General features: G+C 55.0%; 20 protein-coding genes. 6 read left to right on the top strand and 14 right to left on the bottom strand.

The features are described from left to right. Window positions 1–51 precede the first annotated feature (51 nt). The gene (locus HV340_RS08545) at window positions 52–1,983 is read left to right on the top strand and encodes a methyl-accepting chemotaxis protein (protein ID WP_181216439.1); all 1,932 of its coding nucleotides are present in this window, start codon (window positions 52–54) and stop codon (window positions 1,981–1,983) included. Between the two features lie 46 nt (window positions 1,984–2,029). On the opposite strand, the gene cobB is transcribed toward HV340_RS08545, so the two are convergent. From cobB to lolC, 5 genes are read right to left on the bottom strand one after another with little or no spacing between them, the layout of a single operon-like run. Then, on the bottom strand, window positions 2,030–2,851 hold the full coding sequence (gene cobB / locus HV340_RS08540) for a Sir2 family NAD+-dependent deacetylase (protein ID WP_014169599.1): 822 nt from the start codon (window positions 2,849–2,851) through the stop codon (window positions 2,030–2,032). A 14-nt stretch (window positions 2,852–2,865) separates the two neighbouring features. Then, window positions 2,866–3,777, bottom strand: coding sequence for an N-acetylglucosamine kinase (nagK, locus tag HV340_RS08535; RefSeq protein WP_025204444.1), 912 nt, complete (start codon window positions 3,775–3,777; stop codon window positions 2,866–2,868). 54 nt (window positions 3,778–3,831) lie between these two features. Beyond that, window positions 3,832–5,076 carry a lipoprotein-releasing ABC transporter permease subunit LolE gene (lolE, locus tag HV340_RS08530; RefSeq protein ID WP_014169597.1) on the bottom strand — a complete coding sequence of 415 codons (1,245 nt, stop codon included), beginning with the start codon at window positions 5,074–5,076 and terminating at the stop codon, window positions 3,832–3,834. Further along, window positions 5,076–5,777: a lipoprotein-releasing ABC transporter ATP-binding protein LolD gene (lolD, locus tag HV340_RS08525; RefSeq protein WP_025204445.1), complete on the bottom strand. Its 702-nt coding sequence runs from the start codon at window positions 5,775–5,777 to the stop codon at window positions 5,076–5,078. The genes lolE and lolD overlap by 1 nt, the downstream gene beginning before the upstream one ends. After that, the gene (lolC, locus tag HV340_RS08520; protein ID WP_025204446.1) at window positions 5,770–6,969 is read right to left on the bottom strand and encodes a lipoprotein-releasing ABC transporter permease subunit LolC; all 1,200 of its coding nucleotides are present in this window, start codon (window positions 6,967–6,969) and stop codon (window positions 5,770–5,772) included. Before lolC ends, lolD begins: the two co-directional genes overlap by 8 nt. Window positions 6,970–7,225: 256 nt before the next feature. On the opposite strand from lolC, the gene HV340_RS08515 reads away from it, so the two are divergent. The 3 genes from HV340_RS08515 to HV340_RS08505 all read left to right on the top strand — a co-directional run bounded on the left by HV340_RS08515 (window position 7,226) and on the right by HV340_RS08505 (window position 13,010). Beyond that, complete coding sequence (locus HV340_RS08515; protein ID WP_063925085.1) at window positions 7,226–8,299, top strand: acyltransferase family protein; 1,074 nt, start codon at window positions 7,226–7,228, stop codon at window positions 8,297–8,299. Between the two features lie 148 nt (window positions 8,300–8,447). Next, complete coding sequence (gene mfd, locus HV340_RS08510) at window positions 8,448–11,894, top strand: transcription-repair coupling factor (RefSeq protein ID WP_025204447.1); 3,447 nt, start codon at window positions 8,448–8,450, stop codon at window positions 11,892–11,894. Between the two features lie 150 nt (window positions 11,895–12,044). After that, window positions 12,045–13,010: a L,D-transpeptidase family protein gene (locus tag HV340_RS08505; protein WP_063925086.1), complete on the top strand. Its 966-nt coding sequence runs from the start codon at window positions 12,045–12,047 to the stop codon at window positions 13,008–13,010. A gap of 79 nt (window positions 13,011–13,089) precedes the next feature. Here HV340_RS08505 and bhsA read toward each other — a convergent pair whose 3' ends face one another. Then, the gene (bhsA, locus tag HV340_RS08500; protein ID WP_013097102.1) at window positions 13,090–13,347 is read right to left on the bottom strand and encodes a multiple stress resistance protein BhsA; all 258 of its coding nucleotides are present in this window, start codon (window positions 13,345–13,347) and stop codon (window positions 13,090–13,092) included. A 244-nt stretch (window positions 13,348–13,591) separates the two neighbouring features. On the opposite strand from bhsA, the gene comR reads away from it, so the two are divergent. Further along, window positions 13,592–14,227, top strand: a complete 636-nt coding sequence (gene comR, locus HV340_RS08495; protein ID WP_014169591.1) for a TetR family copper-responsive transcriptional repressor ComR — start codon at window positions 13,592–13,594, stop codon at window positions 14,225–14,227. Window positions 14,228–14,287: 60 nt separating this feature from the next. Here comR and HV340_RS08490 read toward each other — a convergent pair whose 3' ends face one another. The 8 genes from HV340_RS08490 to hinT form a co-directional block, all read right to left on the bottom strand. After that, the gene (locus HV340_RS08490) at window positions 14,288–14,827 is read right to left on the bottom strand and encodes a glycine zipper 2TM domain-containing protein (RefSeq protein WP_008500779.1); all 540 of its coding nucleotides are present in this window, start codon (window positions 14,825–14,827) and stop codon (window positions 14,288–14,290) included. Window positions 14,828–15,019: 192 nt separating this feature from the next. Next, complete coding sequence (locus HV340_RS08485; protein ID WP_025204449.1) at window positions 15,020–16,324, bottom strand: NAD(P)/FAD-dependent oxidoreductase; 1,305 nt, start codon at window positions 16,322–16,324, stop codon at window positions 15,020–15,022. 238 nt (window positions 16,325–16,562) lie between these two features. Continuing rightward, window positions 16,563–17,105, bottom strand: coding sequence for an alpha/beta hydrolase YcfP (ycfP, locus tag HV340_RS08480; RefSeq protein WP_013097106.1), 543 nt, complete (start codon window positions 17,103–17,105; stop codon window positions 16,563–16,565). A 34-nt stretch (window positions 17,106–17,139) separates the two neighbouring features. Next, complete coding sequence (gene nagZ, locus HV340_RS08475) at window positions 17,140–18,165, bottom strand: beta-N-acetylhexosaminidase (RefSeq protein WP_020884661.1); 1,026 nt, start codon at window positions 18,163–18,165, stop codon at window positions 17,140–17,142. A gap of 11 nt (window positions 18,166–18,176) precedes the next feature. Then, a complete protein-coding gene (gene thiK, locus HV340_RS08470; protein WP_063925087.1) occupies window positions 18,177–19,001 on the bottom strand; it encodes a thiamine kinase in 825 nt (274 codons plus the stop codon). After that, on the bottom strand, window positions 18,982–19,629 hold the full coding sequence (lpoB, locus tag HV340_RS08465) for a penicillin-binding protein activator LpoB (RefSeq protein ID WP_014169586.1): 648 nt from the start codon (window positions 19,627–19,629) through the stop codon (window positions 18,982–18,984). The genes thiK and lpoB overlap by 20 nt, the downstream gene beginning before the upstream one ends. A 10-nt stretch (window positions 19,630–19,639) precedes the next feature. Next, entirely contained in the window at window positions 19,640–20,014 is a 375-nt protein-coding gene (locus tag HV340_RS08460; protein WP_014169585.1) for a YcfL family protein, read from the bottom strand. A 1-nt stretch (window position 20,015) separates the two neighbouring features. Then, complete coding sequence (gene hinT / locus HV340_RS08455; protein WP_006809243.1) at window positions 20,016–20,375, bottom strand: purine nucleoside phosphoramidase; 360 nt, start codon at window positions 20,373–20,375, stop codon at window positions 20,016–20,018. A gap of 350 nt (window positions 20,376–20,725) precedes the next feature. Between hinT and fhuE the strand changes: the two genes are divergently transcribed. Continuing rightward, window positions 20,726–22,915, top strand: a complete 2,190-nt coding sequence (fhuE, locus tag HV340_RS08450; RefSeq protein ID WP_181216438.1) for a ferric-rhodotorulic acid/ferric-coprogen receptor FhuE — start codon at window positions 20,726–20,728, stop codon at window positions 22,913–22,915. Window positions 22,916–22,944: the final 29 nt, after the last annotated feature.

Here is a 22,944-nt window from a genome sequence, read left to right as displayed (position 1 = left end):
CGATAAGTGATCTGTGCCTGCCCGACATGCACGTCATTACGGGAGTTGAGAATGAAAGACGCCATGGTCCGAAAACAAAAAATAAGAGTCAAGACGTTGATGCTATTGTCCATTTTCCTCACCGTGACGGTGGGCTTTACGGCAACGATCGGTTTTATGATGTGGCAGTGGATGGATCAGCAAGAAGTGCTGGCTAAAAAACACATCCGTCAGATTGCTGAAGTGCAGTCGTTGCAGGTCAGTAAACAGATGGATTCCGCCCTGGCGGCCGCGCGTGACATGGGAAATAGCGCTCAGGCACTGCGCGACGCGGGCATCGTTGATCGACAGGGACTCAACCAGCTGCTAATCCATTATCTCTCAGCGCACCCTCAGTTTCTTTCAATGTCGATGGCCTTTGAACCTGATTCCTTCGATGGCAACGATGCCACCTTTGCCGGTCAGAGCGGTGAAGATCCCGCCGGACGTTACGCCCGCTACGTTGACCGCGACGCCACAGGCAAACCGGCATTACATCTGCTGACGGACATCGAAACGCCCGGCAGCGGCGATTATTATCTGCTGCCGAAGCAACGGCAAAAAGATGTCATCATCGAACCCTATATTTATCCCTACAATGGGGTGGACGTAATGCTCACCTCGATTGCCGCACCCATCATGCGTGAGGGTCAGTTCCTGGGGTCCGTCACGTCGGATTTCTCACTCGCCACCCTGCAATCGATGATCGGGGCGATTAAACCGTGGAACGGTACAGGCTACGCCCTGCTTCTGTCAGCGGGCAACAGCGTGGTTTCCAGCCCGGATAAACGTGCCGTAGGCAAGCCTTACACCGGAACTGTCACAGGGGATGAGGTGATACGCACAAACGATCCTCAACTGAAGGAAGAGGCGTTTATCACCTGGCAGCCGATTACCATCGGCAACAGTCAGACGCCCTGGAAGCTGGCTATCGTCACCCCGGTCAGCGAAGTGATGGCCGAGGCAAGACAATTTTTACTAAAAGCCATCCTCCTGATGGTGTTAAGCATTGTGGTTGTCAGCCTGGTCATGGCGCAAATCTTTACCCGTAAAGTGGACCGCCCGGTGGGGGGCGAACCGTCAGATGCCGCCGGGATCGCGCTGGCCGTGGCCGGAGGCGACCTGAACAACGCTATCCCGGTGCGTCCCGGGGATACCAGCAGTATTTTTTACGCCCTGCACACCATGCAGATGCAGCTCAAGCGCATCGTGGGTAACATCAGCGAAGCCAGCCACTCCGTTCACGGTGGCACCAGTGAAATTTCGGCAGGCAATCTCGATCTGGCCTCACGCACCGAAGAACAGGCAGCGGCGATTGTCGAAACCGCGGCCAGCATGGAAGAGATTTCGGTCACGGTGAAAAATAACGCCGACAATGCGCACAAAGCTACCACCCTTACCGATCGTGCCGCGACCCTTGCCGGACATAGCGAGACGCTGGTCAACGATGTCGTGGTGGTGATCGGGGAAATTGACGAAAGCGCCCGTAAGATTGGAGAGATCAACAGCATTGTGGACGGTATCGCCTTCCAGACCAATATTCTGGCGCTGAATGCCGCCGTAGAAGCGGCGCGCGCGGGCGAACAGGGGCGCGGTTTTGCAGTGGTGGCGGGTGAAGTGCGCAACCTTGCCCAGCGAAGCGCCAACGCGGCAAAAGAGATCTCCCAGCTGATAGCCGAGTCTTCAGGCCGTGTCAGCAAAGGCGTTGAGCTGGTCAATGAAACCGGCGTCATGATGAAGCAGGTCATTGAGGCCGTGTCGCATGTGCATCTGGTGATTAACGATATTGTTCAGGCTCTGGATGAGCAGAATCGGGGAATTAGCCAGGTCAGCATTGCCGTCAATCAGATGGACAGCACGACCCAGCAAAACGCGTCCCTGGTACAACAGATCTCGGCAGCGGCCCTGTCACTGGACGAGCAGGCGAAATCGCTGGAGAAAACGCTGGCGTACTTTACGCCATAAACAAAAAAGGCACCCGCAGGACGGGTGCCTTTTCAGGCTATCGCGATTACAGCCCTTTCAGGAGTTTATCGACAAACTCCGGTACGACGGTACTGGCCAGGCCATAGTGCTTCTCTTCGAACTCGCTGCCAACCTGGCTCGGCTCAAGATTCAGCTCAACCGTATGCGCACCGTGCAGCCGCGCTTCGTGAACAAAGCCGGCCGCCGGATAGACATGGCCAGACGTGCCAATGGCGATAAAGACATCCGCCATGGCCAGCGCGCTGTAGATGTCATCCATACCAAGCGGCATTTCACCAAACCAGACCACATGCGGACGCAGGCGCGACGGAAACTGGCAGCAGTGGCACTTATCTTCAGGCAGCACGTCCTCTTTCCAGTCCAGCACCTGACCGCTCCAGGCGCAGCGAACTTTCAGCAGTTCACCGTGCATATGGATGATGTTTTTGTTACCGGCCCGTTCATGCAGATTGTCGATATTCTGCGTAACCAGCAAAAAACGATCGCCAAGCGCCTCTTCCAGCTTCGCCAGCGCCAGATGCGCCGGGTTAGGCACAACCTCTGGCTGCTGCAGCTGACGACGGCGGGCGTTATAAAACGCCTGCACAAGATCCGGATCGCGGGCAAAGCCTTCCGGCGTCGCCACATCCTCAACACGGTGCTCTTCCCATAACCCGTCCGCAGCGCGGAAAGTGCGAATACCTGACTCTGCGGAGATCCCCGCCCCAGTCAGCACCACCACTCTGGGTTTATCCATCGCTTCTGGCATCATTCTGTCTCTGAAAAAGATCCGCTGGCGCAAGCGCTCACGTAAGCGGCGTTTATTTTTGCGAAAACGGCTGAGTCGACCTAAGCGACGCGACAGCATAAAAACCTCGTAAACTAATCGGTGAGATGAAGGAATGCGGCTCCGCGCATTCCTCCTGCGTCCCCGTGTCGCGCACGTTCAATACGCGGCACGCGGGCAACCGGCAATAAATGTCGGGGCAAACGCCCGGACAGCTGTTCCGTTAACGCGCTAAAGTTTGAAAGCCCTCCCCCAATCACCAGCAGATCCGGGTCGACGATGGTGAGAATATTTCCCAGACACACCGCCAGCAGATCCAGATAGCGCTCAACGTGCTCTCGCGCCTGCGCATCCCCCTGCTCCCACAAGGTAATGATTTGAGGGGCTTCAAGTTTCTGATGATAGAAGTGTTCGTAAAGCCATGCAAACCCACGTCCGGAGAGGTAGTTCTCAATACAGCCATGCTGACCGCAACCGCAGCGGGTCAGCGGGAAGTCGCGCCCGACGACCGCCAGGGCATCAACCGGCAGTCGGATATGGCCGAACTCTCCCGTAATGTAACTGCGCCCGGTAATCGGCTTACCGTTGATGACGATCCCTCCCCCTACGCCCGTGCCGAGGATCAGCCCCATCACCAGCGGATAGCGCTGAAACTCATCGTCCCAGGCTTCGGAGAGCGCAAAACAGTTGGCATCATTATCTAAACGCACGTCGCGTTCAAGCAGAGCGGAGAGATCGGCGCGCAGCGGTTTACCGCTGGCAGCAGGAACGTTGGCCGCATACAGCGTACCATCGTCAGTTTCGGGCATTCCCGGAATACCAATGCCGACGCTGCCTTTCACGCCAAAGCGTGAATCAGCTTGCGCCACCAGTGCGGCAATGGCAGTTAAAAATTCATCGTAGCTTTCGCGTGGCGTGGGAACGCGGGTTTCCCACTGCAGTTTGAGGTTTTTATCAAACACGCCCAGCGCAATTTTGGTGCCGCCAATATCAAATCCATAATACATCATGCATTCCTCTTTTTGATTTGGCGGCCTGACGACCGCTAAATCATGACGTAATTACTGGCCACTTAGTACCCTCGCCGGATCAATTCGGCTTGCGCGACGCGCCGGATACCAGCTTGCCAGCAGACTCAGTAAAAGTGCCGTTACCAGCACATAAAAAACGTCCAGCCAGTGCAATTCAGACGGCAGGAAGTCAATAAAATAGATATCACCCGACAGGAACTGGTGGCCAATAAGCGCCTCAATGCCATTGATAATTGGCGTCAGCTGCAGAGAAACCACCACGCCAATCACCACGCCGCAGAGGCTCCCGAACAGCCCAGCCAGCAGACCGTACCAGACAAAGATGGCGCGAATAAGACCGTCTTTTGCCCCCAGGGTACGCAGGACGGCGATGTCGCCGCTCTTGTCTTTGACCGCCATCACCAGCGTCGAAACGATATTAAAGCACGCGACCCCAATCACCAGCACCATCGCCAGATACATAATGGCGCGGATCATCTGGATATCACGGTACATATAACCGTAAGTGCCAATCCAGCTTTTGATGTAGACATAGTTATTGGTCACGCTACCGGCATCACGCACCAGCTTATTGGCGTTGAAGACGTCGTTGACCTTAATGGCAATACCCGTCACGCTGTCGGCCATGTCGAGATACTGGCGCGCATCTTCCATCGGCACCATCGCAAAGCTGTGATCGAGCTGGCCGCTTAACTGAAGAATACCGGTGACGTGCAGACGTACGCGTTTAGGCTGCTGCAGCTTGTGGTCGGCACTGGCGTTCGGGATCATGATAGAGACCCAATCGCCCTGCTTAACCTTCAGGGCCTCGGCAACGCCTTTGCCCATAATAATTTGCTGTTCACCGGCCTTAAAGTTTGCCCACGCGCCGTTTTGAACATATTTCGGCAACGCGCTGAGGCGCTCTTCCTGCACCGGGTTCACCCCTTTTACCTGAATGGCGCGCAGGTTAACGCCGCTCTCGACCAGCCCGGTAAAGTTAATGTAAGGCGCGGCCGCCACGATGCCTGGCACTTTTTCGATTTTGCTCAGGGCATCGCTCCAGTGCGTCCACGGCTGATTCACCGGTTCGATTTCACCGTGCGGGACCACCGCCAGGATGCGGTTATTCAGTTCACGCTCAAAGCCGTTCATGGCGCTAAGGCCCACGATCAGCACCGCCACTCCCAGCGCAATACCGATGGTGGAGATCACCGAGATCAGTGACACCATGCCGCCGCGACGACGTCCGCGGCTAAAACGCAACCCTATGAGTAACGATAACGGTGAAGCCATTACTCCGCCCCCATCAGGGTCAGTTCTGGGTTCAGATGACCGTCGCGCATCTCAAGCTGACGTCCCATCCGTTTTGCCAGCTGGAGATCGTGGGTTACCACCAGAAACGCGGTTCCCTGCGAGGCATTCAACTCCCCCAGCAGCTGGAAAATACTGTCCGCGTTGCGGGCGTCCAGGTTACCCGTTGGCTCATCCGCCAGTACCAGACGCGGATTGTTGACCAGCGCACGCGCAATGGCCACACGCTGGCGTTCACCGCCGGAAAGTTCAGAAGGACGATGGTTACCGCGATGCCCAAGCCCAACCGCTTTCAGCATATCGCTGGCGCGGGTAGTAATTTCTGCGGGTTTCTTTTTACCAATCAGCAGCGGCATCGCCACGTTTTCCAGCGCCGTGAAATCCGGCAGCAGGTGGTGGAACTGGTAGATAAAGCCCAGCTCGCGGTTACGCAGCTCCGCTTTTGCCGCAGATGACATTTTGCTCATCGGCTGGCCGGAGAAAATCACGTCACCGCTGGTGGGTGTATCCAGCCCACCGAGCAGGTGTAATAACGTACTTTTGCCGGAGCCGGAACTGCCCACAATCGCCATCATCTCACCTTCGCCCACGCTGAAGCTCACATTGTGCAATACGTCAGTCTGCACAGTGCCTTCCTGATAGCGTTTGGACAGGTTGTCGCATTGCAACAGGATCTTATTCATAACGTAAAGCCTCAGCGGGTTGAGTGGCGGCAGCGCGCCAGGAAGGATAAAGCGTAGAAAGCAGCGCAATGGCCATCGCAGCCAGCGCAATTCCAATCACCTGTAACGGTTCGATAGCCACGGGCAGCGCCGCACCATCAAGCAGAGCGCCGATGATCGGCATTAAATTGTTAAGCTGGCTGGCGAGCAGCGCCCCCAGCACCGCACCGAGTAGCGCACCGATAATCCCGGCACTGGCACCCTGCACCATAAATACCGCCATGATCTGGCGCGGCGTTAGCCCCTGAGTCTGCAGAATGGCGACCTCACCCTGCTTTTCCATCACCATCAACCCCAGTGAGGTGATGATGTTGAAGGCCGCGACCGCCACGATCAGGCTCAGCAGCAGCCCCATCATATTTTTTTCCATCCGCACGGCCTGGAACAGCTCGCCCTTGCGTTCACGCCAGTCCTGCCATTTGGTCCCTTCCGGCAACGTTTGCTGGCTGAGGGTATCCACTTTTAGCGGGGCGTCGAGCCACAGGCGCCAGCCGGTGATATTCCCCGCCGGATAGCGCATCAGACGTGACGCGTCCTGAATATTCACCAGCATCTGATAACCATCGACTTCGCTGTTGGCGGCAAACGTGCCAACCACCGTGAACAAGCGCTGGCTTGGCAAACGTCCCATCGGCGTAAACTGACTGGCCGACGGTACCATTACGCGCAGCTGGTCGCCACGGTTGACGCCAAGCTGCCCGGCCAGTTGCTCGCCGAGGATCACGTTATATTTGCCAGCTTCCAGGTCGGTCTGCTTCACGTTCACGAGGAATGGCGTCAGTGGGTCGTTTTGCGCCGGGTCAATGCCCAGCATCACGCCGACCGCCACGCTACGGGCGCTTTGCAGCACCACATCGCCCGTGGTTAACGGCGCAACGCGCGTGACACCCTGTAACTTCGCCGCGCTTTCCGGGAGCTGTTGTGGGTTAACGGAACCGTTGGTTGAGGAGAGGATAGCCTGCGGCATCAGCCCCAGGATGTTGTTTTGCAGCTCGCGCTCAAAGCCGTTCATGACGGAAAGAACCGTCACCAGAGCCATTACGCCAAGCGTAATGCCAATAGTCGAAAGCCAGGAGACAAAACGACCGAAGCGGTCCGCGGCGCGCCCACGCATGTAACGTAAGCCTATGAAGAGTGCGACAGGTTGGTACATGAAATCCGTCTGTTTGCTGATAGCAGACCCACGAGTATATAAGCGAATCCCTTAAGCGTAAATGACTGAAACCGTAAGCTTTGGTAATCATTTTTCTGAAAAATTCAGATAAATCAGGGTACTACTCTCTGAAACCTCACTGTACAGCCTCCACCTTTTCCGAAAAACCTCCTGATACAGACTGTTACCCGTTACATCACGGTTTTGTTTAACAACAATTGTTCGTTCGTTTATGGCAAAAAGGTAGTCGCGAACAATGAAGCAAAAAGCATTATGGATTAACCAGATAAAAGGGCTGTGTATTTGCCTGGTGGTTATCTACCATTCAGTCATCACCTTTTATCCCCATCTCAATGGGTTACAACATCCGTTATCCGGTCTTCTCGCCAAATGTTGGGTCTATTTTAATCTCTATCTTGCTCCCTTCCGCATGCCGGTGTTTTTCTTCATTTCCGGCTATCTGATTCGACGTTACATTGATGAGGTGGACTGGCGTACCAGTCTCGATAAACGGATCTGGAGCATTGTCTGGGTTCTGGCGCTGTGGGGCGTTCTGCAATGGCAGGCGCTGAGCCACCTCAACGCCTGGCTTGCTCCCGAGCGTGAACTGGCCACTTCCTCCAATGCGGCCTATGCCGATTCCCTTTCCGGGTTTGTGAAGGGAATGCTCACCGCCAGCACCAGTCTCTGGTATCTGTATGCCCTTGTGGTCTATTTCACGCTGTGTAAACTGCTGAGCCGCTGGAAGCTGCCGGTACTGGGGCTGCTGGCACTGGCGAGCGCCGCGATAAACTTCCTGCCGCTGCCGTGGTGGGGAATGAACAGCGTGGTGCGCAACATGATCTACTACAGCCTCGGCGCGTGGTATGGCGCTGAGCTGATGGCGTGGATGAAAGGGTTCAATCTGCGTCGCGCCTGGCTGGCGTTAGCCGCGTTCGCTGCCATTTCTGTGGTGCTGTGGTTTGCTAACGTCCCGCTGCTGCTCTCCCTGCTGTCGATTGTGTTGATCATGAAGCTTTTCTACAGCATTGAGCAACGTTATGCCGTCCATCCTAATAATCTGCTTAACGTGATCGGTTCTAATACCATCGCGATTTATACCACCCATCGCATCCTGATTGAGGCCTTTAGCCTGTTCCTGATTGGTGAGATGAATGCCGCATACTGGCCGGTCTGGGCGGAGCTGACGTTGATTCTGGTCTACCCGTTTGCCAGCCTGTTGCTCTGCACCGTTGCCGGGCTTGGGGTGCGTAAGGTCTCCACCGCACTGTTTGGTGATGTGTTCTTCTCCCCGCCTTCCACGCTTTCTCCGTCATCGGCCAGCCGCTGATGCGCTTTTCGCCCCCTTTTGGGGGCGAATTTCCTCCCTGTGCGGTTCCGGTTTGATTATGTAAAACGATCGAGGATAATAAAGACATTGCGTATCAGTGATATGCCCCAATACTGTTGGTATATCCCCAAGAGACTCTGACATAGCCATGCCTGAACACTATCGATATTCCTTGCCTGTCAAAGCGGGCGATCAGCGCCAACTGGGCGAACTTACTGGCGCGGCGTGCGCCACGCTGGTGGCAGAAATCGCTGAGCGGCACCCGGGTCCGGTGGTACTGGTTGCCCCGGATATGCAAAATGCCCTGCGTCTGCATGATGAAATCCGCCAGTTCACTGACAATCTGGTGTTCAGTCTGGCCGACTGGGAAACGCTGCCGTATGACAGTTTCTCGCCGCACCAGGAGATCATCTCCTCTCGTCTGTCGACCCTGTATCAGTTACCGACGATGCAGCGCGGCGTGCTGATCGTCCCCGTAAACACCCTGATGCAGCGCGTCTGTCCGCACAGCTATCTTCATGGCCATGCGCTGGTGATGAAAAAAGGCCAGCGCCTGTCCCGGGACGCCCTGCGCGCGCAGCTCGACAGCGCCGGTTATCGCCATGTCGATCAGGTGATGGAGCACGGGGAATATGCCACGCGTGGTGCACTGCTCGATCTTTACCCGATGGGCAGCGACCAGCCGTATCGTCTGGATTTCTTCGATGATGAAATTGACAGCCTGCGCGTATTCGACGCCGACACGCAGCGCACGCTGGAAGAAGTGGACTCCATCAATTTACTGCCCGCACATGAGTTCCCGACAGACAAAACCGCAATTGAGCTGTTCCGCAGCCAGTGGCGCGACAGATTCGACGTCAAACGCGATGCCGAACATATCTACCAGCAGGTCAGCAAAGGGACGCTGCCGGCGGGTATTGAATACTGGCAGCCGCTGTTCTTTAACGAGCCTCTGCCCGCGCTGTTCAGCTATTTCCCGGCCAATACGCTGATTGTTAACACCGGTGATATCGACGCCAGCGCCAGCCGTTTTGAGAGCGAAACTCGCGCCCGCTTTGAAAACCGGGGCGTGGACCCGATGCGTCCGCTGTTGCCACCGGAGGTGCTGTGGCTGCGCACCGACGAGCTGAACGCCGAGCTGAAACGCTGGCCGCGTATGCAGCTAAAAACCGATTCGCTCGCCGACAAGGCCGCCAATACCAACCTCGCCTTCCGCACGCTACCGGATTTATCCGTTCAGGCGCAGCAGAAGTCGCCGCTGGATAATCTGCGCAAGTTCCTCGAGTCCTTTACCGGGCCGGTCGTGTTCTCCGTTGAAAGCGAAGGCCGCCGGGAAGCGCTGGGTGAACTGCTGGGGCGGATCAAAATCGCGCCGAAACGTATTTTGCGCCTGAGTGAAGCCACCGGTAATGGCCGTTATCTGATGATTGGCTCCGCCGAGCACGGGTTTGTGGATACCCTCAACAATCTGGCGCTGATTTGCGAAAGCGACCTGCTGGGGGAACGCGTGGCGCGCCGCCGTCAGGACAGCCGTCGCACCATTAATCCGGACACGTTGATCCGTAACCTCGCCGAACTGCACCCCGGCCAGCCGATTGTTCACCTCGAGCACGGGGTGGGCCGTTATCAGGGCATGACGACGCTGGAAGCCGGTGGCATCAAGGGCGAATACCTGATGCTGACCTACGCCAATGACGCCAAACTCTATGTGCCGGTCTCCTCCCTGCATCTCATCAGCCGCTATGCCGGCGGTGCAGAAGATCATGCGCCATTACATAAACTGGGCGGCGACGCCTGGGCGCGCGCGCGGCAGAAAGCCGCGGAAAAAGTGCGTGATGTGGCGGCAGAACTGCTGGATATCTACGCCCAACGCGCGGCCAAAGAAGGCTTTGCCTTCAGGCATGATAAACAACAGTACCAGATGTTCTGCGATAGCTTCCCGTTTGAAACCACGCCGGATCAGGCCCAGGCCATTAATGCTGTGCTGAGCGACATGTGCCAGCCGCTGGCGATGGACAGGCTGGTTTGCGGCGATGTCGGCTTCGGCAAAACCGAAGTGGCGATGCGCGCCGCCTTCCTCGCGGTAGAAAACAACAAACAGGTCGCGGTGCTGGTGCCTACCACCCTGCTCGCCCAACAGCATTTTGACAACTTCCGCGACCGTTTCGCCAACTGGCCGGTTCGTATTGAGATGCTGTCGCGTTTTCGCAGTACCAAAGAGCAGACGCAGATTCTGGAACAGGCCAGCGAGGGTAAGATCGATATTCTGATCGGCACCCACAAGCTGCTGCAGAGTGATGTGAAGTGGAAAGATCTGGGGCTATTGATCGTCGATGAAGAACACCGCTTCGGGGTCCGTCATAAAGAGCGTATTAAAGCGATGCGTGCCGACGTCGATATCCTCACCCTGACCGCCACACCGATTCCGCGAACGCTGAATATGGCGATGAGCGGCATGCGCGACCTGTCGATTATCGCCACGCCGCCGGCACGTCGTCTGGCGGTAAAAACCTTTGTTCGTGAGTACGACAACCTGGTCGTCCGCGAGGCTATTCTGCGTGAAGTACTGCGCGGGGGTCAGGTCTATTATCTCTATAACGACGTGGAAAATATCCAGAAAGCGGCGGACAGGCTGGCCGAACTGGTGCCGGAAGCGCGCATCGCTATCGGTCACGGTCAAATGCGCGAGCGCGAGCTGGAGCGGGTGATGAACGATTTCCACCACCAGCGCTTTAACGTCCTGGTGTGTACCACCATCATTGAGACCGGGATCGATATTCCGACGGCCAATACCATCATTATTGAGCGCGCAGATCACTTTGGACTGGCGCAGCTTCACCAGCTGCGTGGCCGCGTTGGCCGCTCACACCATCAGGCCTACGCCTGGCTGCTGACCCCGCATCCGAAAGCGATGACCACCGATGCACAAAAACGTCTGGAGGCTATCGCGTCGCTGGAAGATCTGGGCGCGGGCTTCGCGCTGGCGACACACGACCTTGAGATCCGCGGTGCAGGTGAACTTCTGGGCGAAGACCAGAGCGGCTCGATGGAAACCATCGGCTTCTCGCTCTATATGGAGCTGCTGGAAAATGCGGTCGATGCCCTGAAGGCCGGACGTGAGCCATCGCTGGAAGATCTGACCAGCCAGCAAACTGAGGTGGAACTGCGCATGCCTTCCCTGCTACCGGATGATTTTATTCCGGATGTCAACACACGTCTGTCGTTCTACAAACGTATCGCCAGTGCGAAAAATGAGAACGAACTGGATGAAATTAAGGTAGAGCTGATCGATCGCTTTGGCCTGTTGCCGGATGCCGCGAGAAACCTGCTGGATATTGCGAGGCTGCGCCAGCAGGCACAGAAGCTGGGCATTCGTAAGCTCGAAGGCAATGAAAAAGGTGGCGTGATTGAATTTGCCGAGAAGAATCACGTTAATCCGATGTGGCTAATCGGTCTGCTCCAGAAACAGCCGCAGCATTTCCGTCTGGATGGTCCAACGCGTCTGAAATTTACGCAGGAGCTGACGGATCGTAAAAACCGGATGGAGTGGGTTCGTCACTTTATGCGTCAGCTGGAAGAGAACGCTGTTGCATAATTCCCCCTTCCCCCCGTTGGCGCAATGCTTACGGGGGGACAATTTACAAACTCTTTGCACTTCACCTGGATTTCCCGACATACCCATTCGCCATAATTATCGTTAACGCCTTATAAAACAATAACCTTATTATTTATATGGATTATGGTGATGATGACCTCTTCGCGTTTTACCCGCTGGATAACCGTGTTTGCGCTGGCAGCAACGGTCGCTGTTGCGCTTCCTGCACGCGCAAATACCTGGCCTCTTCCCCCTGCTGGCAGCAAGCTCGTGGGCGAAAACCGTTTTCATGTGGTTGAAAATAATGGGGGATCGCTCGAAGCGATTGCCAAAAAATATAACGTAGGCTTTCTGGCTCTGCTGCAGGCTAACCCTGGCGTCGACCCCTATGTGCCACGTGCTGGCAGCGTCCTGACCATCCCGTTGCAGACCATTCTCCCGGATGTCGCGCGCGAAGGGATCGTGATAAACCTTGCCGAGCTGCGTCTTTACTATTACCCACCGGGTAAAAATGAAGTCACCGTTTATCCAATCGGTATTGGCCAGTTGGGCGGCGACACGCTGACCCCAACAATGGTCACCACCGTATCGGATAAACGTGCCAACCCAACCTGGACGCCAACGGCTAATATTCGTGCTCGCTATAAAGCACAGGGGATTGATTTGCCGGCTGTGGTGCCAGCGGGTCCGGAGAATCCGATGGGTCACCACGCGATCCGTCTTGCGGCCTATGGTGGAGTTTACCTTCTGCATGGAACAAATGCGGATTTCGGTATCGGGATGCGCGTCAGTTCCGGCTGTATTCGTCTGCGCGATGATGATATCAAGACGCTCTATAGCGTGATCACGCCTGGTACCCGAGTGAATATTATTAATACGCCCATTAAGGTTTCTGAGGAGCCGGGTGGCGTAAGACTGGTTGAAATTCACCAGCCGTTATCGAAAAACATTGGCGACGATCCGCAGACACTGCCAATTAATCTGAATGCCGCGATGGTGAGCTTTAAAACGAATGCCCGCACGGATGGCATCGTGATGGAGCGTGCGATGGAGGCGCGTTCCGGGATGCCCACCGATGTCACCCGGCATCAGGATGTCACCCAGCAGTCGATGTGATCCCCAATAAAAAAAGCCCTGCTGAGCAGGGCTTTTTTTCAGTGGCATCGCAGTGGCATAAATGAGGGTTTAGCCAGGCTTATTTGTAGATAACAGCGGTGCCGTGCAGGGTGTTAGGACCGGTCACTGAGGTGATGCGGAAAGATTTTGCACCCATCTCGTCAGCTTTCTGCGCCAGCTGATCTTCCAGTGAGCCCAGGTTAGTCCCAGCAGAAGCAGAGATAGTCCCGACTTTATGCTGGTCAGCAGGGGTTGATTGCACTTCAACAGCAGCGAAGCTTGCGAAAGAAAGTGAACTCAGAACAGCAGCAGCGATGAGGGTTTTTACGTTTTTCATGATTTTTACCTTTGGGCAGATGATTTGGAGGTCGTTAGCTATTTAGTTAACGATCGATAGGTAAATCATAAATGTGATCCAGCTCACGCGTCAACATATTTTTATAACGAACATTAATTAAATTTTAAATTCTTTATTTTTCATACCCATATGATTAATTTATTTTTCTCTCATCAGTGCTGGTGGTCACCCGCGATTATTTTTATAATGATTATTCAACAAACAAACAGAGGACCAACGGCAAATGACAACCGACGTGACGAGTTGCGCGAAGAAAAGCCGTGGCCGACCAAAAGTGTTCGACAGGGATGCAGCGCTTGATAAGGCCATGACTCTCTTCTGGCAACATGGGTATGAAGCGACCTCGCTTTCCGATCTGGTGGAAGCTACCGGTGCCAAAGCACCCACGCTGTATGCTGAATTCACCAATAAAGAGGGGCTGTTCAGGGCAGTGCTGGACAGATACATTTCGCGCTTTGCGGCGAAACACGAAGCCCAGCTGTTTTGTGAAGAGAAAAGCGTCGAACAGGCGCTACGGGACTATTTCACCACCGTCGCGACCTGCTTCACCAGTAAAGATACCCCTGCGGGCTGCTTTATGATTAACACCTCTGCCACCCTTGCGGCCTCCTCAAAAGAGATTGCCAACACGGTGAAATCGCGCCATGCCATGCAGGAAGAGACGCTAAGCGCGTTCCTGTCTCAGCGCCAACAACGAGGTGAAATTCCTGCGCATTGCAATCCACAGATGCTGGCGCAATACCTGAACTGTATTTTGCAGGGTATGTCGATAAGCGCCCGTGAAGGGGCTACGCTGGAAAAACTGCAAACCATTACCGCGACCACGCTGAAACTGTGGCCTGAACTGCTTAAAATCTGACGTAAAAAAAAAGCTCCTCAGCCTGAGCGCTTGAGGAGCTAAGTTCAGAGAACATCTTTTTTACACTTTGTTATTCAGTACCAGCTGGCCGTTTCCATCCAGCGGAATTTGAGTGCCCGGGTCTTTATCCATGCGGATCTTGCCCTGCTGATCGCCAATTTTGTACGTCACGTCGTAACCCAGCATTTTCTCCGACTTGTCATAGACGGTTTTGCAGCGCTGCTGAGTCGTCGTGTACGTGTCGTTATCCTGCATAGCGCCCTGCACCTGGTTACCGGCATAGCCGCCGCCCAGCGCGCCGACCACGGTCGCCACATCTTTACCACGACCACCACCAAACTGATGGCCAATCACACCACCGGCAACCGCACCCAGTACTGAACCGGCGATACGGTTTTCATCCTGTACCGGACGGCGATGGGTCACGGAGACGTTGCGGCACTCCTGACGAGGCGTTTTCACGGTTTCTTTAATGGGGGTAGCAGACACGACCTGTGCGTATTGTGGGCCGCGATCCAGTACGTTGAGACTGGCAACGGCAGCCACACCTAACGCAGCAGCGACGCCAATCCCTATACCCGCCAACATTGATTTATTCACGGGACTTCCTCCTTTGTTGCTATTGGTAACAATTTTGCAATGCAGGTCGCGCTTCGCCAATAAGACAAAGGATCAAAAAGTGGACGTGGAGGAGAGATATATCGTGTTTAGGAGAACTCTTAAGCACTCAATGTACGTTGAGCAGCATGATATGCTAAAAATTCCCTCCGGAGGCCCCGGAGGGAGAGAATATTAGTGCAGCTTCAGGCGTGGTCGAATAACGCGGTTGATTCGTCCCACCAGCATCATCAGCCCGGTTTTGAAGTAACCGTGCAGGGCAATCTGGTGCATACGATAGAGCGAGATATAGACAAAGCGTGCAATACGTCCTTCCACCATCATAGAGCCGCGCATCAGGTTACCCATCAGGCTGCCGACGGTAGAGAAGTTCGAGAGCGATACCAGAGAACCATGGTCTTTATAGACATAGGCTTTCATCGGCTTACCTTTGTACTGCGCCAGAATATTGTGCAGTACCAGGCTTGCCATCTGGTGCGCTGCCTGAGCACGCGGAGGCACAAAACCGCCCTCCGGACGCGCGCAGGAAGCACAGTCGCCGATGGCGAAAATGTCCGGATCGCGTGTGGTTTGCAGGGTCGGCTCGGTCACCAGCTGGTTAATACGGTTCGTTTCCAGCCCGCCAATCTCTTTCATAAAATCAGGCGCTTTGATGCCAGCAGCCCAGACCATCAGGTCTGCTTTGATGTACTCGCCATCTTTGGTATGCAGGCCGCCGTCGTCAGCGCTGGTCACCATGGTTTGGGTCAGAACCCGCACGCCCAGCTTGGTCAGTTCATTATGCGCCGCACCGGAAATGCGCGGAGGCAGCGCCGGCAGGATACGTTCACCCGCTTCAACCAGCGTCACGTTCAGCGCGTCATTGGTTAAGCCTTTATAACCGTAGCTGTGCAGCTGTTTCACCGCGTTGTGCAGCTCAGCAGAAAGCTCGACGCCCGTCGCCCCCCCACCAACAATCGCGATATTAACCTTCCCGTTCGCACCCATATTGCTGGTGTACTTCAGGAACAGGTTCAGCATTTCCTGGTGGAAACGACGTGCCTGATGTGGGTTATCGAGGAAGATACAGTGCTCTTTTACACCTGGTGTGTTGAAGTCATTGGAGGTACTGCCCAGCGCCATGACCAGCGTGTCATACGGCAGTTTGCGCTCAGGAACCAGCAGTTCCCCTTTTTCATCGCGCAGCTCTGCCAGGGTAATGGTTTTGCTCTCACGATTGATATCCACCACGGAGCCCAGCTGGAACTGGAAATGGTGATTGCGCGCATGTGCCAGATAGCTCAGCGCGTCCACGCCCTCATCCAGTGAACCGGTCGCCACTTCGTGCAACAGCGGTTTCCACAGATGGCTATGGTTACGATCCACCAGTGTAATTTTGGCTTTTTTGCCGCGACCGAGCTTCTTGCCTAACTGTGTAGCCAGCTCCAGCCCGCCAGCACCACCGCCGACAATCACTATCTTTTTCAATGGCGTAGTCAACGTGACCCCCTCAAATTATTAACCAATTGTTAATTAAAAGTTATAAAAATAACCCTTAATTAACAACAGGTTACAGCACTGAAACCATTCAGGTGCATTGAGAATACCACGTCAGGCGCATTGGTCATACCAAAATTGATATGCATCAAGTTTTGATGGCTTAAAAGTAGACAATTCTGGACAAAAAGAAAGCCCGGCGCGCTTTCGCGGCCGGGCCTGGCAGGTCGTACGCAGTGGATTAGCCCAGGGTTTTGAAGGCTTTGATCCGCTGCAAATGCGGGGAGATGTTCTTGAATTTGTGGGTCTGTTCTTCATCCCAGACAATTTCATAGTAATGATGCAGCAGCTCAGCCGCACGGTGGCTGTTAAGGGCTTCATCATTACGCGACAGGATCACCAGACAACGGTCGCGGTTTTTCTCCCGAAAATTACTGACGCACTTGGTGGCAATATCGACATACTCTTCAGGGCGGTCAATTTTACCTTCCATGTTCTCATTCGGGAAAAGATTAGGATTGAACACCACCTGGCGGATATCGCACAAGAATCCAATTCGCTCTGCCCAGTAGCCACCTAATCCCACGCCACAAATCAGCGGACGGTCATCGATGTTGAGCTGCAACATCTTGTCCACCTCTTTGAGCAGGTGCTGCATATCATGCTTTGGATGGCGTGTGCTGTAACTGATCAGCCGGACATCCGGATCGATAAACTGCAGCTGCAGGACCTTCTCATGATTACCAGGACTGTTTGAGTCAAAACCGTGTAAATAGATGATCATTGTCTTCTCACCACGCTACGCCTTCCGGGAGGATTTACAGGCTGGCTTTATGTGCCTGCCAGCGTTCATTCAGGGCTTCAAGCTGCGCGTTGACCGTCTTCCAGCGCGCCGAGTCCATCAGCTCCTGACGGCTAAATGAACCTTTATGATACAATTGTGTAACACGCTGTGCATTGATCGGCGACAGGTTATCCAGCACGCTGACGGCACCTTTACGATTATTGCAGACGAGGATCATATCGCAACCTGCGTCCAGCGACGCCTGACCGCGCTCCGCGTAGCTGCCCATAATCGCCGCCCCTTCCATCGATAAATCGTCAGAGAAAATCACGCCATTAAACCCCAGTTCCTGACGCAAAACGGTTTTAAGCCAGTGCGCGGACCCGCTTGCAGGACGCGGGTCGACGTCGCTGTAAATCACGTGCGCTGGCATGATGGCGTCCAGCTTGTTATCGGTGATCAGGGAGCGGAACACCGACATATCTTTGGCACGAATATCAGCTTCCGGACGCGGATCGCGCGGCGTCTCTTTGTGCGAGTCGGCGGTCACCGCACCGTGCCCCGGGAAATGTTTCCCGGTGGTTTTCATTCCCGCGTCGTGCATACCGTCAATGAAACAGCTCGCTATCGCCAGCGCAATACGCGGATCTTCATGGTATGAGCGTTCGCCAATGGCGGCGCTGATATGCCCCACGTCCAGAACCGGCGCAAAACTGATGTCGATATCCATGGCAATCATCTCGCTGGCCATCAGCCAGCCGGCCTCTTGCGCCAGTTTGCCCCCCTCTTCCGTGCCCAGTAATGCCGCAAAAGATTGGGCGGCAGGCAGGCGAGTAAAGCCTTCGCGGAAACGCTGTACGCGTCCGCCTTCCTGATCGACGGCCACCACCAGATGATTGCGCGATGCAGCACGGATTTGGCGCACCAGTTCTCGCAGCTGCGCCGGATCGTGATAGTTGCGGGTGAACAGGATCAAGCCTCCCACCAGCGGGTGCGCCAGTATTTCACGCTCCTCCGCATCCAGTTCAAACCCTTCTACATCCAACATGACTGGACCCACACCAACCTCTCTTATCCTTTAGTTTGTAACTGACGCCAGGCATCATCTGCCAGCGCAATAAATTGTTTGTCTCGGGATTGCTGAAAGCGCATTTCAAACCAGCCAGCCATCAGCATGACGACCCACGGTCGCCAGCGCCTCACCTGACGCCTCAGGGCGTCGGCATTCATGTGCGCTATCCGGGCGTAGTCGGTGATGAGCCGCTGCCGCGCAGTATCATCTTCCGACCAGACGGCCGCCAGCTCCAGCGCCACGTCTCCGTCACCGGCATACTCCCAGTCGATAAGCCTCGCACCGAGGGACGTATGAACAATATTTCCGGCATGAACATCCATATGCAGCGGCGAGAGCCGAAGCGGCTGCGGTTCGCCCGTTTTACGCAGCCGTTTTAGCTGTGCCAGCCAGAATGGGGTTCGCCTGTCGGCTGAAGCCTGCTGCCAGTATTGATCAAGCAACGGCAGCAGCGTCACCCGCCACCCCAGACGCGGTTGCCGATGCAGATGACAGAGCATAGCTGCAAGCACTGCCGTTTCCGGTAGCGTGTTGCCGATCTCCCCTGCCAGATACTCCACGGCCATCCAGCCCTGGCGGTAAAAACGGGGCCTTGGCACCAGATCCGCCGGAAGGCGTTTCAGTGCCCGAAACTGACGGCGGAAATGGGATGCAGACGCTGAGGGATCGTGATTCTGCCGCAATACCAGACGTTGCTCGCCCTGCTCTATAATGCAACTCGCGCCGCCAAGCCCGGAAGGGGCCTGCGGCGCGATAAGGCGATACTGTGGAAAATAACGCGTCAGGATCTCTTCACGCGTACAGTCAGAGTTGCGTAACGGCACCTTTACCTGACCAGATAATCTCACCTGTCTGAACCAGCATCAGCTGCATCTGCAGGGCTGGCGTATTTACGTTACCGGTGGCACTGGAGTAAAGCACATACTGCGCACCGACGTTACGGGCAATCCCAATCGCCTTGCTGCGTGAACCGAGGCTGTCCTGCGGTGACAGGCCCAACTGCTGCTTGGCTACCGCGAGCTGCTGTGCCGAGACCAGCGTAAACTTACCGTTATTGGCCAGGGCATTGCGCAGGGTTTCTGTCGCTTCGCCCGCGTTCAGCGAACCGTTGGTACGGTTATTCACGCTATCAACCAGCAATACGCTGCCCGCGGTCACACCCTGAGCCTGTAGCATTTTGCCGACCATCGGTTGCATCGCACCGTTCCAGTCATAATGACGAACGCGCGGCGCAGGCTGCGATGTCTGATCCGGATGTTCAATTGGACCAGGCTGCGACGGAATAGACGGCACAGTCGGTACGGTTGGCGGCGGCTGCGTGGGCTGTGTCGGCTGCTCGGTACCCGGTTTGGCCTCTTCCACAGGCGCAGGCTCTTCAGTTCGGGTCACACACCCTGCGAGGAACAGAGCGAAAGCAGTCACGAGCGCATAACGGCTCAAATTTTTAATCAAGGTTCACCCCTTACAGATAAAGATAAAGTCTCACCTTATGTGCACCCAGATAGTTGGCGCTGCCATAGAGCGTTACCGACGATCTTGCCGGAATAGTGACGCTGCGCGGCGCTTCCAGCGGATGCATTTCAAGACCTCGTACGTCATACCAGAAAAAACGGTAGTGCACCGTCACTGGTTCTTGTCTTTCATTAAAGAGCGTAGAGGAAGCAGAAGAGTTGATTTCACTGATCGACAACGCAGGTTGTTGCGCCGTGATGCCCGCAGCAAGTACGGAGGATTCCATCACCAGCGTCTGTTCATCGCTGACGGGGATCGCCGGACGCGTGCTGCACCCTACGATCAACATCGTCATTACCAGCGCTGCAATACGCCCTTTAAGCATGTCAAAGACCTTTATGTGCCAGCATCGGCCCCAGAGGACGTCCACCCAGCAGATGCATGTGAATATGATAAACTTCCTGACCACCGTGGCGATTACAGTTCATGATGAGACGGTAACCGTCTTCAGCAATCCCTTCCTGCTCAGCAATTTTTGCGGCCACTGTCAGCATACGACCTAACGCTACTTCATGCTCGGTTTTTACGTCGTTTACGGTCGGAATCAGAATATTAGGAATAATAAGGATATGTGTCGGAGCCTGAGGAGAAATGTCCCGGAAAGCCGTCACCAGCTCATCCTGATAAACGATATCCGAAGGGATTTCGCGGCGGATAATTTTACTAAAAATCGTTTCTTCAGCCATGACCTTTTCCTTTTTTGTTTAATCTGGCGTAGTGCGCCGCCATTAACACATTCTCAGTATTACTGTGTGACACAACACAAGAGTATGAGCGAGATTCTCCTGTCCTTTCAACCTTCTCCACCGATTTCTTTCCTGAATGTCCTCCAGCTGCCTGGAGAGTGAGCGCTGACGCGTCGCGATCGCCTGAAACATTATTTCAGTTCCTTTTGACACATCTGTTTACACCGTTAATCTCAATGCGTATATTTCGCATTTGCATTTTCATGCGCATTTTCAACATAGAAAACGACATCAGCCCGCACACGCGGGACTGATGCAGACCACCTTCACCATTCATTAAGGGTTTGATGATGTCTTTCATTACTCATACCAGGGATGGGCAACGCCAGCCTGTCGCAACACCTTCGTTGCTGGCAGCCTGTATTGCTATGGCATTGATGCCAACCGTCAGTTTTGCCGCCTCCACGACCGAAGATACGGTAGTTGTGGAGGGTGGCTTTGATAACGCACAGGATCCCTCCAGCGGACAGGATCAGGACTACAGCGTAAAAACCACCACCACCGGGACCAAACTGTTACTTGTTCCCCGCGATATCCCCCAGTCCGTCAGCGTGATTAGCCAGCAGCGCATGGCAGATCAGAACCTGCAGTCAGTCGGCCAGGTGTTAACCAACACCACCGGCGTAACGGCCCAGGTGCAGGACAGCGACCGCACCGTATTTTACTCGCGCGGATTCTTCGTCAGTAACTATGCGTTCGATGACCTGCCGACCTCCATCAGCGAAGTATGGAACTTCGGCGACACCGCCGCCGACACCGCCATTTATGACCGTATAGAGGTGGTTCGCGGCGCTACTGGGCTGATGTCCGGCACCGGTAACCCATCCGCCTACGTCAATATGGTACGCAAGCACGCAGACAGTAACGTATTCAAAGGGAACGTCTCCGCCAGCTACGGCAGCTGGGACAAGCAGCGCTATGTGCTGGATTTACAGGCCCCGCTGGTAGAATCCGGCAAGGTGCGCGGTCGTCTGATCACCGGTTACCAGGACAACGACAGCGCTGTGGATAACTACCACTACCGTAAAAAATTCCTCTATGGCGTGGTGGATGCCGACGTCACCGACAGCACGACCCTCTCCGTAGGCTATGAATACCAGGAAAGTCACACCGCCGATCCCACCTGGGGCGGGCTGCCAACCTGGTATAGCGATGGAAGCAAAACCCATTACGACCGCAGCCAGACCGTTGCGCCTGACTGGGCTTACTCGGATAAAGACAACACCCGTATCTTTGCCAACCTGACCCAACGTTTTGACAACGGCTGGGAAGCGCACATCAACGGCATGCATGCGGAAACCCATTTCGACAGCAAACTGATGTATATGTCCGGCTATCCGGATAAAGAGACCGGGGCGGGCATGGTCGGCTACGGCGGCTGGAACCGCGGTGAACGTAAGCAGGATGCCATCGACGCCTTCCTGCGTGGCGATTTCAGCCTTTTTGGTCGTCAGCATGAGATGATGTTTGGCGGGAGCTTCAGCCGCCAGCGTAACCATTACGATAACAGCATGCCGGATGCGTTATACGGTATGGTGGATGTGGGTAATTTTAAAAACTGGAATGGCACTATCGCCGACCCGCAGTGGACACCGTGGAAGCTCTATAGCCAGGACGACATTCGCCAGTCATCGGCGTATACCTCGGCCCGATTCTCGCTGGCCGACCCGCTGCACCTGATCCTTGGCGCGCGTTACACCAACTATAACATTCGTTACAACCCGGCAGGCTCCCCGGATACCCGTCTGGAAAGTTCCAAAGATGACGTAACGCCTTATGCAGGACTGGTTTATGACATCAATGAAGACTGGTCGACCTATGTCAGCTACACCTCTATTTTCCAGCCACAGGACAAGCGTGACGCGAGCGGTCGTTACCTCGACCCTACGACCGGTAAGAGCTACGAAGCGGGGGTGAAAGCGGACTGGTTCAACACCCGCCTGACCACCTCACTGGCCGTTTTTCGTATTGAACAGGATAACGTGGCGAGCAATACCTACACCTATATGCCGAGCGGTGAATCTATTTATGAATCACTGGATGGCGTGGTCAGCAAAGGGATTGAATTTGAGCTAAACGGTGCACTGACCGACAACTGGCAGTTAACCTTCGGGGCGACACGGTTTATTGCAGAAGATAAGCGCGGGAATGCCATCAGTTCCGATCAGCCACGCACGACCATGAAGCTGTTTACCCGTTATCAATTGCCTATGCTGCCAGAACTGGCGGTGGGCGGCGGGGTGAACTGGCAGAATAAAGTGTGGACGGATGTGGAGGGTGGCCCGGTAGGCCAGTCACGTGCAGAACAGGGCAGCTATGCGCTGGTGAATCTCTTCAGCCGTTATCAGGTCACCAGGGACCTGGCCTTGCAGGCCAACGTTAACAACCTGTTTGATAAAAAATACTACGACTACGTCGGGTCATACGTTGTCTATGGCGCGCCGCTGAACGTCTCCGTCAGCGCCAATTACTCTTTTTAAGTTTCTACCCATAAAAAAGGCAGCCATTC

The organism is Enterobacter sp. RHBSTW-00975 (genome assembly GCF_013615235.1).
Taxonomy (GTDB): Bacteria; Pseudomonadota; Gammaproteobacteria; order Enterobacterales; family Enterobacteriaceae; genus Enterobacter; species Enterobacter ludwigii.
Note: the sequence above shows the minus strand (reverse complement) of the source record. Positions and strands in the feature narration are given on the sequence as shown.